Consider the following 16,658-nt stretch of genomic DNA (forward strand, 5'->3'; position numbering starts at 1 on the left):
CTAAAACCAACATTATATGAAGCATTCCCTTCTTTTTCTTTTCGTCCTGATCAGTATTTATTCTTTTGGACAATCAATTACCATCAGTCCAACAAATGTTGAAAAACATATTTCCTACCTTGCATCCGATGAATTGAAAGGACGGGGAACGGGCACCAAAGACGAACAAAAAGCAGCGCAATACATTGCAACCTTCTTTAATGACCTAGGCTTACAACCCAAAGGGACCAATGGTTTTGAACAACCCTTCAAGGCCAATCTTGACACAGTACATGTACTAGACGCCCGCAATGTAGTAGGCTATCTGGACAACGGTGCTGAGCGCACCATTGTGATCGGGGCGCACTACGACCATTTGGGCGAAGGCTATCAGCGGGGTTCGCTCGACCAAGATGCCAAAGGAAAAATCCATAACGGAGCCGACGACAACGCCTCAGGAGTGGCAGGTGTGTTGGAATTGGCACGGTATTACGCTAAAAACGGCATCAAGGAAAGCCACAATTTTCTTTTTATTTGTTTTTCTGCCGAAGAATTAGGGCTGTTAGGCTCAAAATTCTACGCTAATAATCCTACCATTGACCTTACGAAGGTAAATTGTATGCTCAATTTTGACATGATTGGCCGTTTTGACCCCACCAAACCCATTACCGTTGGCGGATGGGGCACGAGCCCAACCTGGGGACAGGTGATTCCGCCAGTGATGCAGCGCGAAAAGATGGCGTTTAAAATTGACTCTTCGGGGGCAGGGGCTTCCGACCATACTTCGTTTTATACAAAAAAAATCCCCGTACTTTTTTTCTTTACGGGCGTACATTCTGACTACCACCGCCCCAGCGACGACATCGCACTCATCAACTTTGCGGGCGAATCCCAAATTTTGAATGCCGTCACCGGAATCATTAATGAATTGGATAAACTTCCCGGCCGCCTCGAATACCTCGAAACCGCGATGCCAATGGCTCGCAATGCCAGTTTTAAAGTAACGATGGGGTTGTTGTTGGATTACTCATTCAACGGTCCCGGCATCAAAGTGGACGGCGTTTCTAAAAATCGGCCTGGCGAAGCGGCCGGCATCAAAGGGGGCGACCTTATTTTACGACTAGGCAACTATACACTCAATACAATTTATGATTACATGGGCGCGCTAGGAAAATACGAAAAGGGTCAAACTGTGGAAGCGGAAGTTCAACGGGGAGCGGAGAAATTGATGATGAAAGTAACGTTTTGACCATGAAACCACGCGTAAAAATTTGCTGCATTAGCAGTCTGATGGAAGCCAAACTGGCCATTGAAGCAGGGGCTTCTGCCTTGGGTTTAGTGGGAAATATGCCCAGCGGGCCAGGAATAATATCAGACGAGCTAATTGCGCAGATTGCCAAGGCGGTGCCGCCGCCCGTTTCTACTTTTTTGCTTACAAGCGAGACCAATCCAGAGGCCATCATTGCCCACCATCAGCGCGTTCATACGAGCACCATTCAGATTGTAGATGCGCTCTCTGAAGGCACCTATCACCAAATCCGGGAGGCACTGCCGGGCGTTAAACTCGTGCAGGTTATCCACGTAATTGATGAAAAAACGGTGGAAGAAGCTCTTCAGACGGCCGAATTTGTGGATGCCATTTTATTGGATAGCGGAAATCCAAACCTAAAAATCAAGGAATTGGGGGGAACGGGAAGGGTCCACAATTGGGCCATCAGCCGCAAAATACGCGAAGCCATCCCTATTCCTCTCTTTTTAGCAGGAGGCATCAAAGCCGAAAACGTAAAAGAGGCGATTGAAACAGTACAGCCGTTTGGCTTAGACCTTTGTAGCAGTGTACGTACCAATGGACAACTAGACCCCGAAAAATTAGAGGCTTTTTTTGCCGCGATTGGTTAAACAATCAAATTCCCCAATTTGAGAGATGTGCTTCGGTCAAAAAAGTATTCCAGTTTACACCCCTTGAATGGCATCAATCATCCATTTGTTATTACTATTAATTAGCGTAACAACCGCTGCTTTTTGGCCAAACATCCAAAAATTAAATATTGCTTTTGTGGGTGATTGAGAGACTGGTTTCAATAAAAATTTCTCTTCGAAATCCTGCGCCTGAAGAATTGGATCATAACCACCCTCGTTATCTTTTTCCATTTTCTTAAAAAAATTCGTTAAGCGTTTTCGGAAAGAAGGGGTTAAATCAGGGTGGTTTACCACCTTTCGCCATCCCAAATTGACTCCTTTGGTCAAATACCACTTGTAGAAATCATTAGCAGCTTGAGCGGCAGTTGGGGTTTGAGCGTTCAGTGAATGTAGGCCAAACCCAATAAAAATCATTAAAAAGAGAGAGCGTTTCATTTTTTCAAAGTTAGGTTGAGGTTGTTTACAAAAGTAACGATGGAAACATAATTTTTTAGCAAAAACCGCAGAATATGCCTAATAAAATCACTTACCTCAATCTAAAGCCCCATAATTTTTTGCAATCCCATAGTGGCAAATACTTTTTGAGTTGTCTTAGACAAAAAAGGCAGATAAAACGTTATATAAAAGTAGTACCATTAAACGCTGACAAGCTATGAAATCGCGCATAACACTTTTTGTAACCGTATTGGCGCTCAGTGCAATCATGAGCAGCTGTTTTTATTCAGGTGGTGGGTATCGAGGCGGATACGACCGAGGTTATTACGGCTCTCGTTACTACGCTCCTCGCCCTTACGTGCGGGTTGTGCCGCCACCGGTAGTGGTTCGCCCTCGTGTATACGTCAATCCGCCGCGTTATTCGCAACGCCCACGTTACGACAGCCGTAATTATGGTCATCGCGGGCGCGGACGGGGTCGTTGGTAGAACATCGTTTTTTTTCATACTTTCGCCGCTTCCAACCGAATTCGTCCTTAAAATTCATACCCATGAAAAAAAGTATTTTGCTGCTGTTGTGTATCAGCTTTTTGCAGTTTGAAGCCTCTGCGGCGGAAGTCAAAGTAGTTACAAACAAAAAAGCGACCGTTGAGGCCGCTTCTGAGCAATCGTCGTACCGAAAACGCAAGCGTAATCGGCAACGTAAAGGTTTTTTGGGGGGCATTTTCCGCAAACGCAACGCCTGCGACTGCCCGAAAAATTAATAGTTTGCAGTAGGCAGTGGGCAGTAATTTCACAAAAAATTGTTGACTGCCTACTGCAAACTGCCCACTTTTTACGCCATTTCCATTTCTTTTGAATTGCGCTTGCGTTCGTTTTCGTCTAAGTATATTTTCCGAATACGAAGCGTTTGCGGCGTTACTTCCAAATATTCATCCTTTTGGATATATTCCATTGATTCTTCCAACGAAAAGTTGATTTTAGGCGCAATACGCACGTTGTCGTCCGTACCTGAAGCCCGCATGTTGGTCAACTTCTTGGTTTCCTGCAAGTTTACTACAATATCTCCTGGGCGGCTATGCTCACCGATTACCATTCCCATGTATAATTCTTCACCTGGATCCACAAAGAATCTTCCGCGCTCTTGCAAACGGTCTAAGGCGTAAGGGGTAGCTACTCCAGTTCCTTTAGAAATAATTGAACCGTTGATACGTCCCGGAATCGTGCCTTTGTGGGGCTCGTAGGCCTTAAAACGGTGCGACAATACGGCTTCACCCTGCGTGGCAGTCAAGACGTTGGAACGCAACCCAATCAAACCGCGTGAAGGAATATTGAACTCCAAGTGTTGCAAATCGCCGCGTGGCTCCATCACGAGTAGGTCGCCTTTGCGTTGGGTAACCAATTCAATTACTTTACCAGCTGATTCTTCAGGAACATCTACCACGAGAATTTCGATTGGCTCAAGGCGTTCGCCTTTGTCGCCTTCTTTGAAAATCACCTGTGGCTGACCTACCTGCAATTCGTAACCTTCGCGACGCATGGTTTCAATCAACACCGACAAGTGAAGAATACCACGGCCGAACACCATAAATTTATCCTCGCTACCCATTGATTCAACGCGTAAGGCAAGGTTTTTTTCCATTTCTTTAAACAAACGCTCACGCAAGTGGCGAGAAGTCACAAATTTGCCTTCTTTGCCAAAAAACGGTGAGTTATTGATGGTAAACAACATGTTCATCGTTGGCTCGTCTACCGAAATACGCGGTAGGGGTTCAGGATTTTCGAAAAGCGTGATGGTATCACCGATTTCGAAATCTTCCAAACCCGTTACGGCACAAATATCACCCGATGAAACTTCCGTTACTTTTTGTCTGCCCAAGCCTTCAAATACCTGCAATTCTTTGACACGAGCGCGTTTTACCGTGCCGTCTGACTTGCAAAGACCCAATTGAGCACCTTCTTTGAATGTACCACGGTGTACGCGACCGATGGCAATACGTCCTACAAAAGAACTGTAATCCAATGAAGTAATCTGCATTTGCGGATCGCCTTCGTTGTTGGGAGCTGGTGGGATATGTTCAACGATTACGTCCAATAAATACGAAATATCGGTGGTTGGTTTTTGCCAATCAGGCCCCATCCATCCTTGTTTCGACGAGCCGAAAACGGTAGGAAAATCAAGTTGTACGTCGTTGGCTTCGAGGTTAAACATTAGGTCAAATACCGCTTCGTGTACTTCGTCGGGGCGGCAGTTGGGCTTATCTACTTTATTGACCACCAAAACTACTTTCAATCCCAATTGTAAGGCTTTACCTAACACGAAACGGGTTTGCGGCATGGGCCCTTCAAAAGCATCTACCAGAATGACGACACCGTCAGCCATTTTAAGTACGCGCTCTACCTCTCCTCCAAAGTCGGAGTGGCCTGGGGTATCAATAATGTTGATTTTTACGTCTTTGTAGCGTACTGATACGTTTTTAGAGACAATTGTAATTCCTCGTTCACGTTCGAGGTCATTGTTGTCCAAAATGAGATCGTCAAACTGTTGATTCTCTCTAAACAGTTTTGAATAGTGGATGAACTTGTCCACCAATGTGGTTTTACCGTGGTCAACGTGCGCAATGATGGCAATGTTGCGGATGCTTTGCATTTGAGTTGTTTGTTAACTGTTGATAGCTAATCGAATAGGTTGAAAGTGTTGTTACTAACGAAAAACTATTCACAATCAGCTTGTCTTCTAAAAGACCCGCAAAGGTACCATTATTTTATGACAAAACACAGATGAATCCAATACTATATGCCAATATTAATGAAATATGGCAGTTTTTTATTAAATTAATACAATTATTTTCTCCTTTGTTTTGGGTTAGAAAGCCAAAGTAACATTAAAGGTACTTTTTTACTTTCGCCAACAATGCCTCTACCTTCACTTTTGGGTCGCCCGCTCCGAGGGTTTCAATGGGTACATAGCCCTGATAATCGGACAGTTTGATGAGATTAATGACCCGTTCCAAATCCGTATCTATTTCTTTTCCTTCCACAAATATCTTCTCTTTCAACTGCCAGTTAACGGCGTATTTGATGGTTCGTTCGATTTCCTTATAAGGGTCGCCAATGCGATAACTGCCCGTATCCAGAATCAGCCCAAACCACTCGGATTTAATCGTTTCAAAAAAAGGGATTACTTGGTCGGCCGTCTGAACGAAATCAAAATGGTTTTGTAAGCCAATGATTACACCATTTTGTTTGCCGTACTCAACACAGGCTTCAATGTCTTTCAACATCCAATCAGTTATTTGCTCACGTGGAATTCCTTCGTTTTTTTGCGTTCCTGCAAAAATCCGCAGCACTGGAGCACCCAATTTGGCAGCTACTTCCACCCAATTTTTTACCAGTTGTACTTCTTTTTTACGTTTGTCTTTGTCGGCAATCGTAAAGTCATTTCTTACGCCGGTGCCGCTGATTTCCAAGCCTTTGCGAAAAGCTTGGCGTTTTACGTGATAAATGGTTTCATTGGATGGAACAGTGGGATAACCATCAAAATAGTAACCTGTTATATCCAGCCCATCAAAGCCAATGCGAGCGCAAAAGTCAATCAGCTCCTCCAAACTCATCGTTTTATTCATCAGCGGAGCATTGAATGAGTAGGCATTCAGGCTGGTTTTGAGTCGCTTGCTTATGGGTGCCAAAAGCGCGGCTTCACCCGTGTTTGGAATAGACGCGATTGAAGCACCGGCCAGTGCTTTTAGGAATGTTCGGCGGCGTGACTGTGCGTTCATGGTTTTAAGATTAAATTCCTGTTCGAACCTTTTAATTTTATTCTACTTTTGTCAAAACATTAATAGTCATCGAAAATACTCTATGAAAGCACTCCTACCCCTTCTAGTTCTCCTCTTTTGTTCGTTTCAAAGCCACGCCCAAGCCCCCAATTTTGTCAAAGACAATTATGAGAAATGGGATCGCCAAATCACCATGCGCGATGGCATTAAGCTTTACACCGTCATTTACATTCCAAAAGACAAGAGCCAAAACTATCCGATTCTGATGGAACGTACCCCCTACTCGGCAGGGCCATACGGCGAGGGTAATTATACTGGAAACGGCCCCGGACCGAGCAAACTGTTATCGGAAGAAAAGTACATCTTTGTCACCCAAGACGTACGCGGACGCTACATGAGCGAAGGGAAATTTGAAGAAATGACCCCGCACAAATTTACCAAAAAAGCGCCACAGGATACCGACGAAAGCACCGATACCTACGACACCGTAGAATGGTTACTAAAAAACATTCCGCAAAACAACGGTCGCGTCGGCATTACAGGCATCTCATATCCAGGATTTTATGCTTCGGCGGCTCTACCCGACGCTCACCCCGCCATCAAGGCCGTTTCTCCGCAGGCCCCCGTTACGGACGAATTTGTGGGCGACGATGCCCGCCACAACGGCGCTTTTTTCTTGCTCGATAATTTTAACTTTTTGAGTTATTTTGACGCTCAACCCAACAAACCCGTTCCGACGTACAACGGCATTTTCAGCAACCGCAGCAAGGACGCCTACGATTTTTTCCTGAAATTGGGGCCACTCAAAAATGCCAACGGTGAAAAATACTTCAACAACAAAGGCCGAATCTGGAACGAATACCTCCAACACGAAACCTACGACGACTACTGGAAATCGCGCAACATTCGCCCAGCCCTCAAAAACATCAAACCTGCTACACTGGTGGTGGGCGGCTGGTTTGATGCCGAAGATTTATTTGGCGCATTACGCACCTACGAAGCCATTGAAAAACAAACCCCCAACAACAAAAATAAACTGGTGATGGGCCCGTGGACGCACGGTGCTTGGTCTCGACCAGAATGGAACGAGTTTGGAACGCTGAATTTTGGCACCAACACGGCCAAGTTCTTTCAGGAAGAATTGGAACTTAAATTTTTCAATTTTTACCTTAAAGACAAGGGCCAATGGAACGCCGCCGAAGCTACTATGTTTAACACCGCAACCAATGAATGGAAAACCTTTGAAACTTGGCCCCCAAAAGACAGCGAGAAAAAAGAGTTACATTTTCAGGCCAACGGAAAATTATCATGGAATGAAACCACCGAAAAAGACGGTTTTGACGAATACGTAAGCGACCCGGCCAAACCAGTGCCGTACACTGACGGTATTTTTGCCCGACGCAATAATCAATATATGATTGAAGATCAGCGCTTTGCATCGCGTCGCCCTGATGTTCTTACTTATGAAACAGATGCACTTACGGAAGATGTAACCCTGGCTGGTCCGATGACAGCCCATTTTTTTGCTTCTACCACGGGCACAGATGCCGATTTTATCGTCAAACTCATTGATGTATTACCAGAAGATGCCCCAAATCCATCGCCCAACCCCAAAAACCTAACCATGGCGGGCTATCAGCGCTTAGTCCGAGCGGAAGTACTGCGCGGCAAATTCCGTAACAGCTTTGAAAAACCAGAACCGTTTGTGCCCAACCAAGTTACCGATGTGAAAGTGCGGATGCCCGATGTGCTGCATACTTTCAAAAAAGGGCACAAAATCATGGTTCAAATTCAGAGTTCATGGTTTCCGTTGGTTGACCGTAACCCCCAGAAATTCATGGCTATTCCCGAAGCAGACGAGAAAGACTTTCAGAAAGCAACGATTCGCATTTATCACAGCACCCAGCACGATTCACACTTACACGTCGGAACGGTGAAGTAGTTATCGTTGATGCCTAACACGGGACATTGTCTCGTGTTTTTTTGGGTTAAAATGTACAAAAGAAAAATAACAGGTATAATTGTCGGTTTTTGTTCCTACAAATACACCAAAATGTGCAATTTTTGAGTAGATTGACCACAAAGTGATAATTTCTAATGATATATTTAAAGACACAATTAGGAAAATTACGCTTCTATTAAGTGCCTGTTTGAACCAACAACCTATTATGATAAACTGCTAAACCCGCTATGACCAACGTAAACAATTCTCTCATTAATCACCTAGAAACCAACGTTTTCCCTAGATATTTCAATACTAGTCGCTGGTTTGCGGGGAAAGCTCGCTCACAAAAAGATTTCCGTGTTCAACATACGCTGACTTTTGGCGAATTTTTGATTTTGATTGTAGAAGTTTCGTACCATGACGGGCCTTCAGAGTTGTATCAATTGCCGTTCACCGAGGTTTCACTCGACATGGATATTCCCGAAAAAGGAGTCCTCGAAAAAACCGAGACGTCTCAATGGATAGACGCCATTTATGACGTTCAATTTAGGAAAGAGCTGTTTGCCAACATTTTCAATGCCACCACCCTTTCCTCCGCCTCCGACCCATCTTCGTTTCTTGCATCCATAAAAGGCAAAGGGCTATCAGATTCCGACACGCCAGAAAACATTGAAAGCCACGTTTTGCCCGTCGATTCGAGCAATTCTGCCATGTTGTTTGGCGGCAAATATTTTTTAAAACTCTACCGAAAACTCTTCGACCAAACCAACCCCGAAGTGGAAATGGTGAGTTTTTTGACCCAACATTCTGATTTTAAAAATATTCCAGCCTACGCAGGTAGCCTTACTTGGCAACGGACTGGGCAGCCCGACATCACCTTGGGAATGATGCAACAAGCCATCCGCGCCGACAAAGACAATTGGATGTTGACGGGCGATTTTCTTAATGATTTTATGTACGGTGTTCCAAATGGCATGTTTGGCATCAAAGAATGGGTATTTGAGCAAGTAACCCTACTCGGAAAACGTACCGGCGAAATGCACCTGGGGCTGTTTGCGCCTGGAGCTGACGATGCATTTGCACCTGAAGTCTTTGACGATACCTACCGCGCATTTTTACTGCACCGCCTTACCGACTTACTCGACCGCCGCTACGCGTTGCTGATTGACAATTATCAAAAACTCGACGAGCCTACGCAGCGCTTGGCGTGGATTTTTATGGAAGCCCGTGAATTAATTGATGATTTTGCCAAAGAAATGCTCACCCGTCCGTTGGACTCGCTGCGTATTCGGATTCACGGTGATTACCATTTGGGACAGGTTCTTACCCAAGACGGCGACTTTATCATCATCGATTTTGAAGGAGAACCCGAAGCCACCATTGCCGAGCGTAAAATAAAGCATAGTCCATTTAAGGATGTTGCGGGTATGATACGCAGTTACCATTATGCGGTCAGCGCAAAGTTGTTTGAGAGCCACGAAACCAGAGACATTTCGTCCGAAAAGCTCCAAATTGTATCCGACCGTTGGTACAAACTCATGCGCGAAACCTATTTTGAAGCCTACTTGGAAGCATTTGGTTGGCCGCATCCACTTTTTAACAGTCAGCATGAAATAAACTTTTTACTGCTGTTTTTTTTGTTGGAAAAAGCCGTTTATGAATTAGGATATGAAATCAGTTATCGCCCCTCGTGGGTTAAGATACCCCTAAGGGGAATTGTGGAAGTAATCAGGGAAATTGAAAAATTAAAGGAGCCGTCGGTCCGAATCAGCCGTCTGGCCAACCCTAGCTAAGTTCAAAATCCCCTTGAAATTACCCGAATCCACCATACAACAACCTTTTTTACTATTTTTGTCCCCATGATTAAACAACCATTTTAATGATTAACATTCAATCCATCGTACAAGCCTCTATTGATACCAAAAACCGTGTCCTTGCCGACCAAACCCTCCTTGATACCGTTGGCTCTGTTGCCGAAGCCATGACAACGGCCTTTAAAAATGGCAAAAAAGTGCTTTTTTGCGGCAACGGCGGCAGTGCGGCCGACGCCCAACACTTAGCCGCTGAGTTTAGCGGGCGTTTTTATTATGACCGTCCACCGTTGTATTCGGAAGCGCTCCACGTCAACTCTTCGTACGTAACGGCCGTCGGCAATGATTATAGCTATGATGTGATTTATTCAAGAATGATCGAAGCAATGGGGAAAGAAGGCGACGTTCTGGTCGGAATTTCAACTTCTGGCAATTCAACCAACGTCGTAAAAGCCCTTGAAACAGCCAATAAACTCGGCATGATAACGGTAGGGATGACGGGCGAAAGCGGCGGAAAAATGAAAGAAGTAAGTACTTTTTTGGTGAATATTCCTTCCAAAGATACACCGCGTATTCAGGAATGTCATATCTTGCTCGGCCACATTATGTGTGAGATTGTAGAAGCCAATGTATTTCCAAAATAGAGGTTTGTGAGTGGTGTACAGTGATTCGTTTTACCAACCACTGCCCACTGATCACAAATCGCCAACCACTAATCACAAATCACCAATTTATAAATGTCACTTTTACAAAACAAAGTAGCTATCGTAACGGGCGCATCCCGTGGAATCGGCAAAGCAATTGCCACTCGTTTTGCCCAGGAGGGTGCGCAGGTAGCATTTACGTACTTATCGAGCGTTGAAAAAGGTCAAGCGTTGGAGGAAGAACTCCAACAATTCGGCACCAAGATCAAAGGCTACCGCTCCGATGCGTCTGATTTCAAATCGGCCGAAGACCTCATTACGCAGGTAGTAGCCGACTTCGGAACGGTTGACATTGTGGTAAATAACGCGGGCATCACGCGCGACGGTTTATTAATGCGCATGACCGAAGAACAATGGGATGAAGTAATTCGCGTTAACTTAAAGTCAGTTTTTAATTTGACCAAAGCCGTAACCCGCGTCATGATGAAAGCGCGCAGCGGTTCTATCATTAATCTTACGTCGGTGGTTGGTTTGACAGGAAACGCTGGGCAGGCCAATTACGCCGCGTCAAAAGCTGGTATCATTGGATTTACAAAATCAGTAGCCAAAGAACTTGGTTCCCGAAATATTCGTTCTAACGCCATTGCCCCAGGTTTCATCGAAACTGAAATGACGGGAGAGTTGAACGAAAAAGCGATTGAGGAATGGAAACAAAATATTCCGCTCAAACGTGGCGGTCAACCCGAAGAAGTAGCCGACTGTGTCGTATTTTTGGCATCAGATTTGTCTAAATACATTACTGGACAAGTATTGCAAGTTGACGGCGGTATGGTCATGTAAGTTGGCGTCGTTAGTCAATCGTCGACTGTCAATGTAAAACACTGTAAATTAAGCTTTAATATAAATTACGGCCAATTACCGATGGCCCAAGACTTTTGACTGACGACCCCACCAGACAAACACCATACAAATGCTTTTAACCGAGATTATCTTTCAAACTTCCCCGTGGTACATTGGATTTTGCTTGTTGTTGGGCGCAGCCTATGCGTTTTTTCTTTACCAACCCAAGCCTGTATGGAGTAAACTACTCAACACTGGATTGGCCATTTTGCGGGGAGCACTTGTCAGTATCATTGCCTTTTTATTGTTGAATCCACTCCTGCGCAGCATCCAAACGCTCGTAGACAAGCCCAAAGTGGTGATTGCAATTGATAACTCAGAATCAATGGCAAACGACGGCCCCAAAACGCTATCGGCCTTGGCCACGCTGCGAGAAGCGTTGGCAGATGAGGGGCTGGAAGTCGCCGTTCAAACCCTCAACAGTGAAAATTATCAGGATGAACTTCCCAAACTGAAATTTGACCGAACTACCACCAATCTCTCTGATTTATTAAACAATGCCAAAACCAACTACGAAGGCCGCAATCTGACCGACGTGGTATTGCTGACCGACGGCATTAGTAATCAGGGACTTGCACCCACCTATGGTAACTTTCCGTTTCGGATTCACAGCATTGGCGTGGGTGACACCCTCCCCAAGCGAGATGTAAGCATCAAAGCCGTTTCGGCCAATAAAATTGCGTATTTGGGCAACCAATTCCCGATTCAGGCAGACATCGTGGCGAGTGGGTTTCAGGGACAAACGGCGACCGTCTCCTTGCGTCAAAACGGCAGTACCATTAGCACCCAACGCATTGCATTTGGCCAAAAAGAAGATTTCAAACAGGTTACGTTTCAAACCTCTTCTACCCAAAAAGGGGTACAGCACTATACCCTTGATATAGAACCACTTAAGGGCGAATTTACGACCCGAAACAATCACCGAGATGTTTATATTGACATCATCGACGGCAAAGAAAAAGTATTGATGCTTGCCTTGGCCACTCACCCAGACATCAAAGCTATCCGTACAATTCTTGAAAAAAACTTAAATTACGAAGTCGATGTCAAAATTTTTGGGGTGAATCCTGCGGCTGAAACCTTTCCCGAAAAGAAATATGATTTGATTATCCTTCATCAATTGCCTGATTTGTTTAACATTGGCGGCGACATTGTACAACGTTATCTGCAACGTGACAACACCCCCGTTTTCTTCATTTTAGGCTCGCAATCCAACACGTCGAAAGTGAGTCAACTCAATTCTGCCGTTACGGTTGTCTCCAACCCAGGGCAGATTGACAAAGTATCTGGCCGTTTTAACCCCAATTTTAAACTGCTGAACTTAGATGCCGACAAACTCAGTATTTTAGAGAAAATGCCACCTTTGACGGTCCCTTTTGGAGAATACCGCCTGATGCCCGGCAGCGAAACGATTCTGTTTCAAAACGTTGGCAATCTGCGCACCAACAAACCTTTGTTGATTCTGAACACTGGGGGCGCTCGTAAATCGGCCGTATTGGCGGGCGAAGGAATCTGGCAATGGCGCCTCGAAGAATACGCCCTTACCGACAAGCAGGAGGCCGTGGATGAACTGCTGCAAAAAGTGATTCAATTGATTTCGGTCAAGGAAGACAAACGCAAGTTCAGGGTTTATCCGCTGGCCAATGAATACAACGTGGGCGATAAAGTGACTTTTGAGACGGAAGTCTACAACGATATTTACGAAAAAATCTACGGTCAAAGCATCCGCCTTGAAATCACGGACGAAAAAGGCAAAGTGCAGCCTTACACCTACACCAACGGGGAAGGAAATTCGCGTTTTGAGTTAAGCGGCCTTCGGCAAGGAGTGCATCAATTCAAGGCAACTACGAGTCTAAACAACAAAATCGAAAGCGTAACGGGCCAGTTTATCGTGCGTGATTTGGCGTTGGAGTCATTAACCAACACCGCTGATTACGGAATGCTGCGCGCGCTTGCCCAACAGTCGGGGGGCCAATTTGTGAAAGCAAACCAGATTGAGCAATTGAAAGACTACCTGCTCAAAAATAAAGCCGTTGACCGCCTCGACAGTACCGAAGATTTGTCGGAATTGATTCAAAATAAGTGGTTGTTTTTCTTGTTATTATTTTTGGCGACGTTGGAATGGGGAACACGGAAATATCAGGGAAGTTATTAAGTGATTTGTGCCACCCTGAAAGGGCCAATTCACCAACTTCGCACAGTCGTGTTGGTGCTTTCTGCACGACAAAAGCTCTTTTTTTTTATTTAGCATTCATCATTCAGCATTCGTCATTCGTCACTTGCCATGCCCAAACAGACACCCTCCGTCCAAACTATCGGGCGTTGCGGTGGCTTCTGGCGGGCGAATCGGTGGCCTATTCGGCGTCTATTTATGGATTGAGTAAAGCGTGGTACAAAACGCCCTTTACGAATTTTAGCGTTAAAGACGACTTTCATGAGTGGAAACAATTTGATAAAGTAGGGCACTTTTTTACGGCCTACCAGATTTGCCGTCATACAGCAGCAGTTTACAAAAAAACGGGAATTACCAACCGCCAAGCGGCATTGTACGGGGCGCTTTCGGGCTTTTTATTCCTGACCCCCATCGAGCTTTTAGATGGTTTTCAATACCCCACTTACGGATTTTCGCCTAGCGATATGGTGGCCAATGTTATGGGCCCGTCTTTGTATTTGGGACAGTACGCCCTCTGGGGCGAAGAACGCATTACCCCAAAATTTTCTTTCTCTCCTACCCCCCTCGCCAAAGTTCGTCCAGAACTTTTAGGGCGCAATTTCAGTGAACAGTGGCTCAAAGATTACAATGGGCAAACCTATTGGTTTTCAGTCAATGTAGCCTCTTTTGCCCCACATTCAAAAATTCCAAAATGGCTCAGCGTGTCGCTCGGATACGGGATTCACAACATGGTCGGGGCCGAGGTAGAGAAGAGTCAATCATTAGGTTATGACCCGTATCGGCAGTATTATCTCTCATTAGACATTGATTTTCGTCGTATTCCTACCCGACATAAGGGCCTCAAAACGCTTTTTTTCCTGCTCAACACTCTCAAAGTTCCCGCCCCTGCCTTAGAATTTAACCGAAAACAGGGCTGGAAAGGGCACTGGTTGTATTTTTAAATGGAAATTTCGTATCACTGGATTGCCGAACATCCACCTAAAATGAGATAAGTAAATATGCAAAATTAATTTACACTTCACGCAGAGGCGCTAAGTTTTAGACAATCAACCTTTTATACTCTTTGCTCCACTGCGACTTTGCGTGAATAAATTTGCTTAATTACTTAAAATCAAAACAACTGCGATTTTCAAGGTCTACGAAAACCAATTTCTCAATATCGCCTATATACAATGGTAAGATTGGCTTTTTTGTGAGTATTTGAAGAAAAAACATAACTTTACTTTTCTAAAAACCTTTGCAAAAATCATGGCTAAAACCAAGTTGATTCCCCGTACGCCATCGGCCTACGACCCTCCTTTGTTAATCAAAACCCTCTTTGCCCAAGCCGTTCGTTACAATCCCCAACGCGAAATTGTATACAGGGATTTGTTCAGAATGAATTATACCACCTTCGACAAACGCGTGCGCCAGCTTGCCAATGTCCTCACCAACGCAGGCGTGGAGGCGGGCGATACCGTAGCCGTGATGGACTGGGATAGCCATCGGTATTTGGAATGTTTTTTCTGCATTCCCTGTCTAGGAGCTATCTTGCATACCATCAATGTACGTCTTTCGCCAGCGCAGATTCTGTACACCATGAACCACGCCGAAGATAAAGTAGTGATTGTTCATGAAGATTTTGTACCGATTCTGGAAGCCATCAAAGGGCAACTCACCACCGTTGAAAAATACATCATCATTAGCGACAAGGTGTACACAAACCCTGAAGCTGAAATCATGTCCACCACATTTGCTTTAGAGGGTGAATACGAGCGGTTGGTCAACGACGCCAACGACCAATTTGAATTTTCTGATTTTGAGGAAGACTCCATTGCCACAACTTTTTATACGACTGGTACCACGGGCAACCCCAAAGGCGTATACTTCTCGCACCGTCAATTGGTGATGCACACCTTTTGTTTGCTGGCCTATTTTCCAGGCTACCGCGCCCTTCCATTGGACAATCGTGACGTGTACATGCCCATCACTCCGTTGTTTCACGTTCACGGTTGGGGCTTTCCGCTGTTGGCTACTATGCTCAATTTCAAGCAGGTATACCCTGGTCGCTATGAGCCAGAAATGTTGCTAAAACTCTTGTTAAAAGAAAAAGTAACCTTCTCACATTGCGTACCAACCATCCTCAACATGCTGGTCAACAGCCCCGTAGCAAAGCAGGTGGATCTAAGTAAATGGAACGTACTGATAGGTGGCTCGGCCTTGACGCGCGGCTTGGCCAAGGCTGCTTTAGAGCTTGGTATCAACGTAACCCAAGGCTATGGAATGTCAGAAACGGCGCCCATCATGTCGGTTGTTCACTTAAATGAAGAACAGGAAAAACTCCCTATCGAAGAGCAACTTGAGTTTAGAACCAAAGCGGGCAAAATTGCTCCGTTTGTAGAATTGAAACTCATGGACGAAGAGGGCAACTTTCTGCCCCACGACGGCGAAACCGTTGGCGAATTGGTGGCTCGCGGCCCGTGGATGACGCAGGGATATTACAAAGAAAAGGAGGCTTCCGAAAAACTGTGGGCGGGCGGATGGCTCCATACCGGCGACGTGGCTACCATCGGCCCCGATTATTACGTCACCATTGCCGACCGCGTCAAAGATGTCATTAAGACAGGTGGCGAGTGGGTTTCTTCGTTAGACATTGAGAATCTGCTCTCTCAGATAGAAGGCATTGCCGAATCGGCCGTGGTGGGCTTTCCCGATACCAAATGGGGCGAACGCCCACACGCCATTCTGGTCATCAAACCCGATTATCATGAAAAACTAACGCCCGAAAGCATCAAATCGACCTTACAAGCCAAAGTAGACTGCGGCGAAATAAACCGTTGGTACGTGCCCGACCAAATCAAATTTGTATCCGAAATCCCCAAAACGTCCGTAGGAAAGATTGATAAAAAACGGATTCGCTCGGAGATGAAGGAGATGATTTTGGGGTAATGAGTATAGATAATGTAAGATTGCCCAAAAGCCGTTTTGTCATACCGAAGGTATCTAAAACTTTTTTTAAAGGGTATAAAAGAGACTTGTCGGTGTGGCAACACGCGCTTATTTACCAAAAAATCGCCATTATTGTAATCCGTTTT

At 45.2% G+C, this 16,658-nt stretch carries 14 protein-coding genes; 11 read left to right on the forward strand and 3 right to left on the reverse strand.

Annotation, left to right across the window (positions count from 1 at the left end):
- Nucleotides 1-16: 16 nt before the first annotated feature.
- Together GVN20_RS07210 and GVN20_RS07215 are read left to right on the forward strand one after the other, a co-directional pair.
- Nucleotides 17-1,228: a M20/M25/M40 family metallo-hydrolase gene (locus GVN20_RS07210; protein WP_166557679.1), complete on the forward strand. Its 1,212-nt coding sequence runs from the start codon at nucleotides 17-19 to the stop codon at nucleotides 1,226-1,228.
- Between the two features lie 2 nt (nucleotides 1,229-1,230).
- Entirely contained in the window at nucleotides 1,231-1,878 is a 648-nt protein-coding gene (locus GVN20_RS07215) for a phosphoribosylanthranilate isomerase (RefSeq protein WP_166557680.1), read from the forward strand.
- Nucleotides 1,879-1,932: 54 nt separating this feature from the next.
- Here the strand turns inward: GVN20_RS07215 and GVN20_RS07220 are convergent, their stop codons facing one another.
- Nucleotides 1,933-2,334, reverse strand: coding sequence for a DUF3828 domain-containing protein (locus GVN20_RS07220; protein ID WP_166557681.1), 402 nt, complete (start codon nucleotides 2,332-2,334; stop codon nucleotides 1,933-1,935).
- A 217-nt stretch (nucleotides 2,335-2,551) separates the two neighbouring features.
- Between GVN20_RS07220 and GVN20_RS07225 the strand changes: the two genes are divergently transcribed.
- Complete coding sequence (locus GVN20_RS07225) at nucleotides 2,552-2,821, forward strand: hypothetical protein (RefSeq protein ID WP_162793519.1); 270 nt, start codon at nucleotides 2,552-2,554, stop codon at nucleotides 2,819-2,821.
- 62 nt (nucleotides 2,822-2,883) lie between these two features.
- On the forward strand, nucleotides 2,884-3,096 hold the full coding sequence (locus GVN20_RS07230) for a hypothetical protein (protein ID WP_114065428.1): 213 nt from the start codon (nucleotides 2,884-2,886) through the stop codon (nucleotides 3,094-3,096).
- A gap of 71 nt (nucleotides 3,097-3,167) precedes the next feature.
- On the opposite strand, the gene typA is transcribed toward GVN20_RS07230, so the two are convergent.
- Both typA and GVN20_RS07240 read right to left on the reverse strand, forming a co-directional pair.
- Nucleotides 3,168-4,982, reverse strand: coding sequence for a translational GTPase TypA (typA, locus tag GVN20_RS07235; protein WP_114065427.1), 1,815 nt, complete (start codon nucleotides 4,980-4,982; stop codon nucleotides 3,168-3,170).
- Nucleotides 4,983-5,217: 235 nt separating this feature from the next.
- Nucleotides 5,218-6,111 (reverse strand): sugar phosphate isomerase/epimerase, encoded by an 894-nt coding sequence (locus tag GVN20_RS07240; RefSeq protein WP_166557682.1) that lies wholly within the window; start codon nucleotides 6,109-6,111, stop codon nucleotides 5,218-5,220.
- Between the two features lie 82 nt (nucleotides 6,112-6,193).
- Here GVN20_RS07240 and GVN20_RS07245 point away from each other — a divergent pair, with 82 nt between their 5' ends.
- The 7 genes from GVN20_RS07245 (at nucleotide 6,194) to GVN20_RS07275 (ending at nucleotide 16,512) form a co-directional block, all read left to right on the forward strand.
- Nucleotides 6,194-8,053 carry a CocE/NonD family hydrolase gene (locus tag GVN20_RS07245; RefSeq protein WP_166557683.1) on the forward strand — a complete coding sequence of 620 codons (1,860 nt, stop codon included), beginning with the start codon at nucleotides 6,194-6,196 and terminating at the stop codon, nucleotides 8,051-8,053.
- A gap of 248 nt (nucleotides 8,054-8,301) precedes the next feature.
- Complete coding sequence (locus GVN20_RS07250; RefSeq protein WP_166557684.1) at nucleotides 8,302-9,849, forward strand: maltokinase N-terminal cap-like domain-containing protein; 1,548 nt, start codon at nucleotides 8,302-8,304, stop codon at nucleotides 9,847-9,849.
- Between the two features lie 86 nt (nucleotides 9,850-9,935).
- Nucleotides 9,936-10,511, forward strand: coding sequence for an SIS domain-containing protein (locus tag GVN20_RS07255; protein WP_166557685.1), 576 nt, complete (start codon nucleotides 9,936-9,938; stop codon nucleotides 10,509-10,511).
- 93 nt (nucleotides 10,512-10,604) lie between these two features.
- The gene (fabG, locus tag GVN20_RS07260) at nucleotides 10,605-11,351 is read left to right on the forward strand and encodes a 3-oxoacyl-[acyl-carrier-protein] reductase (protein WP_114065422.1); all 747 of its coding nucleotides are present in this window, start codon (nucleotides 10,605-10,607) and stop codon (nucleotides 11,349-11,351) included.
- A 130-nt stretch (nucleotides 11,352-11,481) separates the two neighbouring features.
- Entirely contained in the window at nucleotides 11,482-13,566 is a 2,085-nt protein-coding gene (locus GVN20_RS07265; RefSeq protein ID WP_166557686.1) for a VWA domain-containing protein, read from the forward strand.
- Nucleotides 13,533-14,525, forward strand: coding sequence for a DUF2279 domain-containing protein (locus tag GVN20_RS07270; protein ID WP_166557687.1), 993 nt, complete (start codon nucleotides 13,533-13,535; stop codon nucleotides 14,523-14,525). The genes GVN20_RS07265 and GVN20_RS07270 overlap by 34 nt, the downstream gene beginning before the upstream one ends.
- A 307-nt stretch (nucleotides 14,526-14,832) precedes the next feature.
- Nucleotides 14,833-16,512 carry a fatty acid--CoA ligase gene (locus GVN20_RS07275; protein WP_166557688.1) on the forward strand — a complete coding sequence of 560 codons (1,680 nt, stop codon included), beginning with the start codon at nucleotides 14,833-14,835 and terminating at the stop codon, nucleotides 16,510-16,512.
- The last annotated feature ends 146 nt before the right edge of the window (nucleotides 16,513-16,658 follow it).

Origin of the sequence: Runella sp. CRIBMP (genome assembly GCF_009905605.1) — a bacterium.
In the GTDB taxonomy this organism is placed as follows: Bacteria; Bacteroidota; Bacteroidia; order Cytophagales; family Spirosomataceae; genus Runella.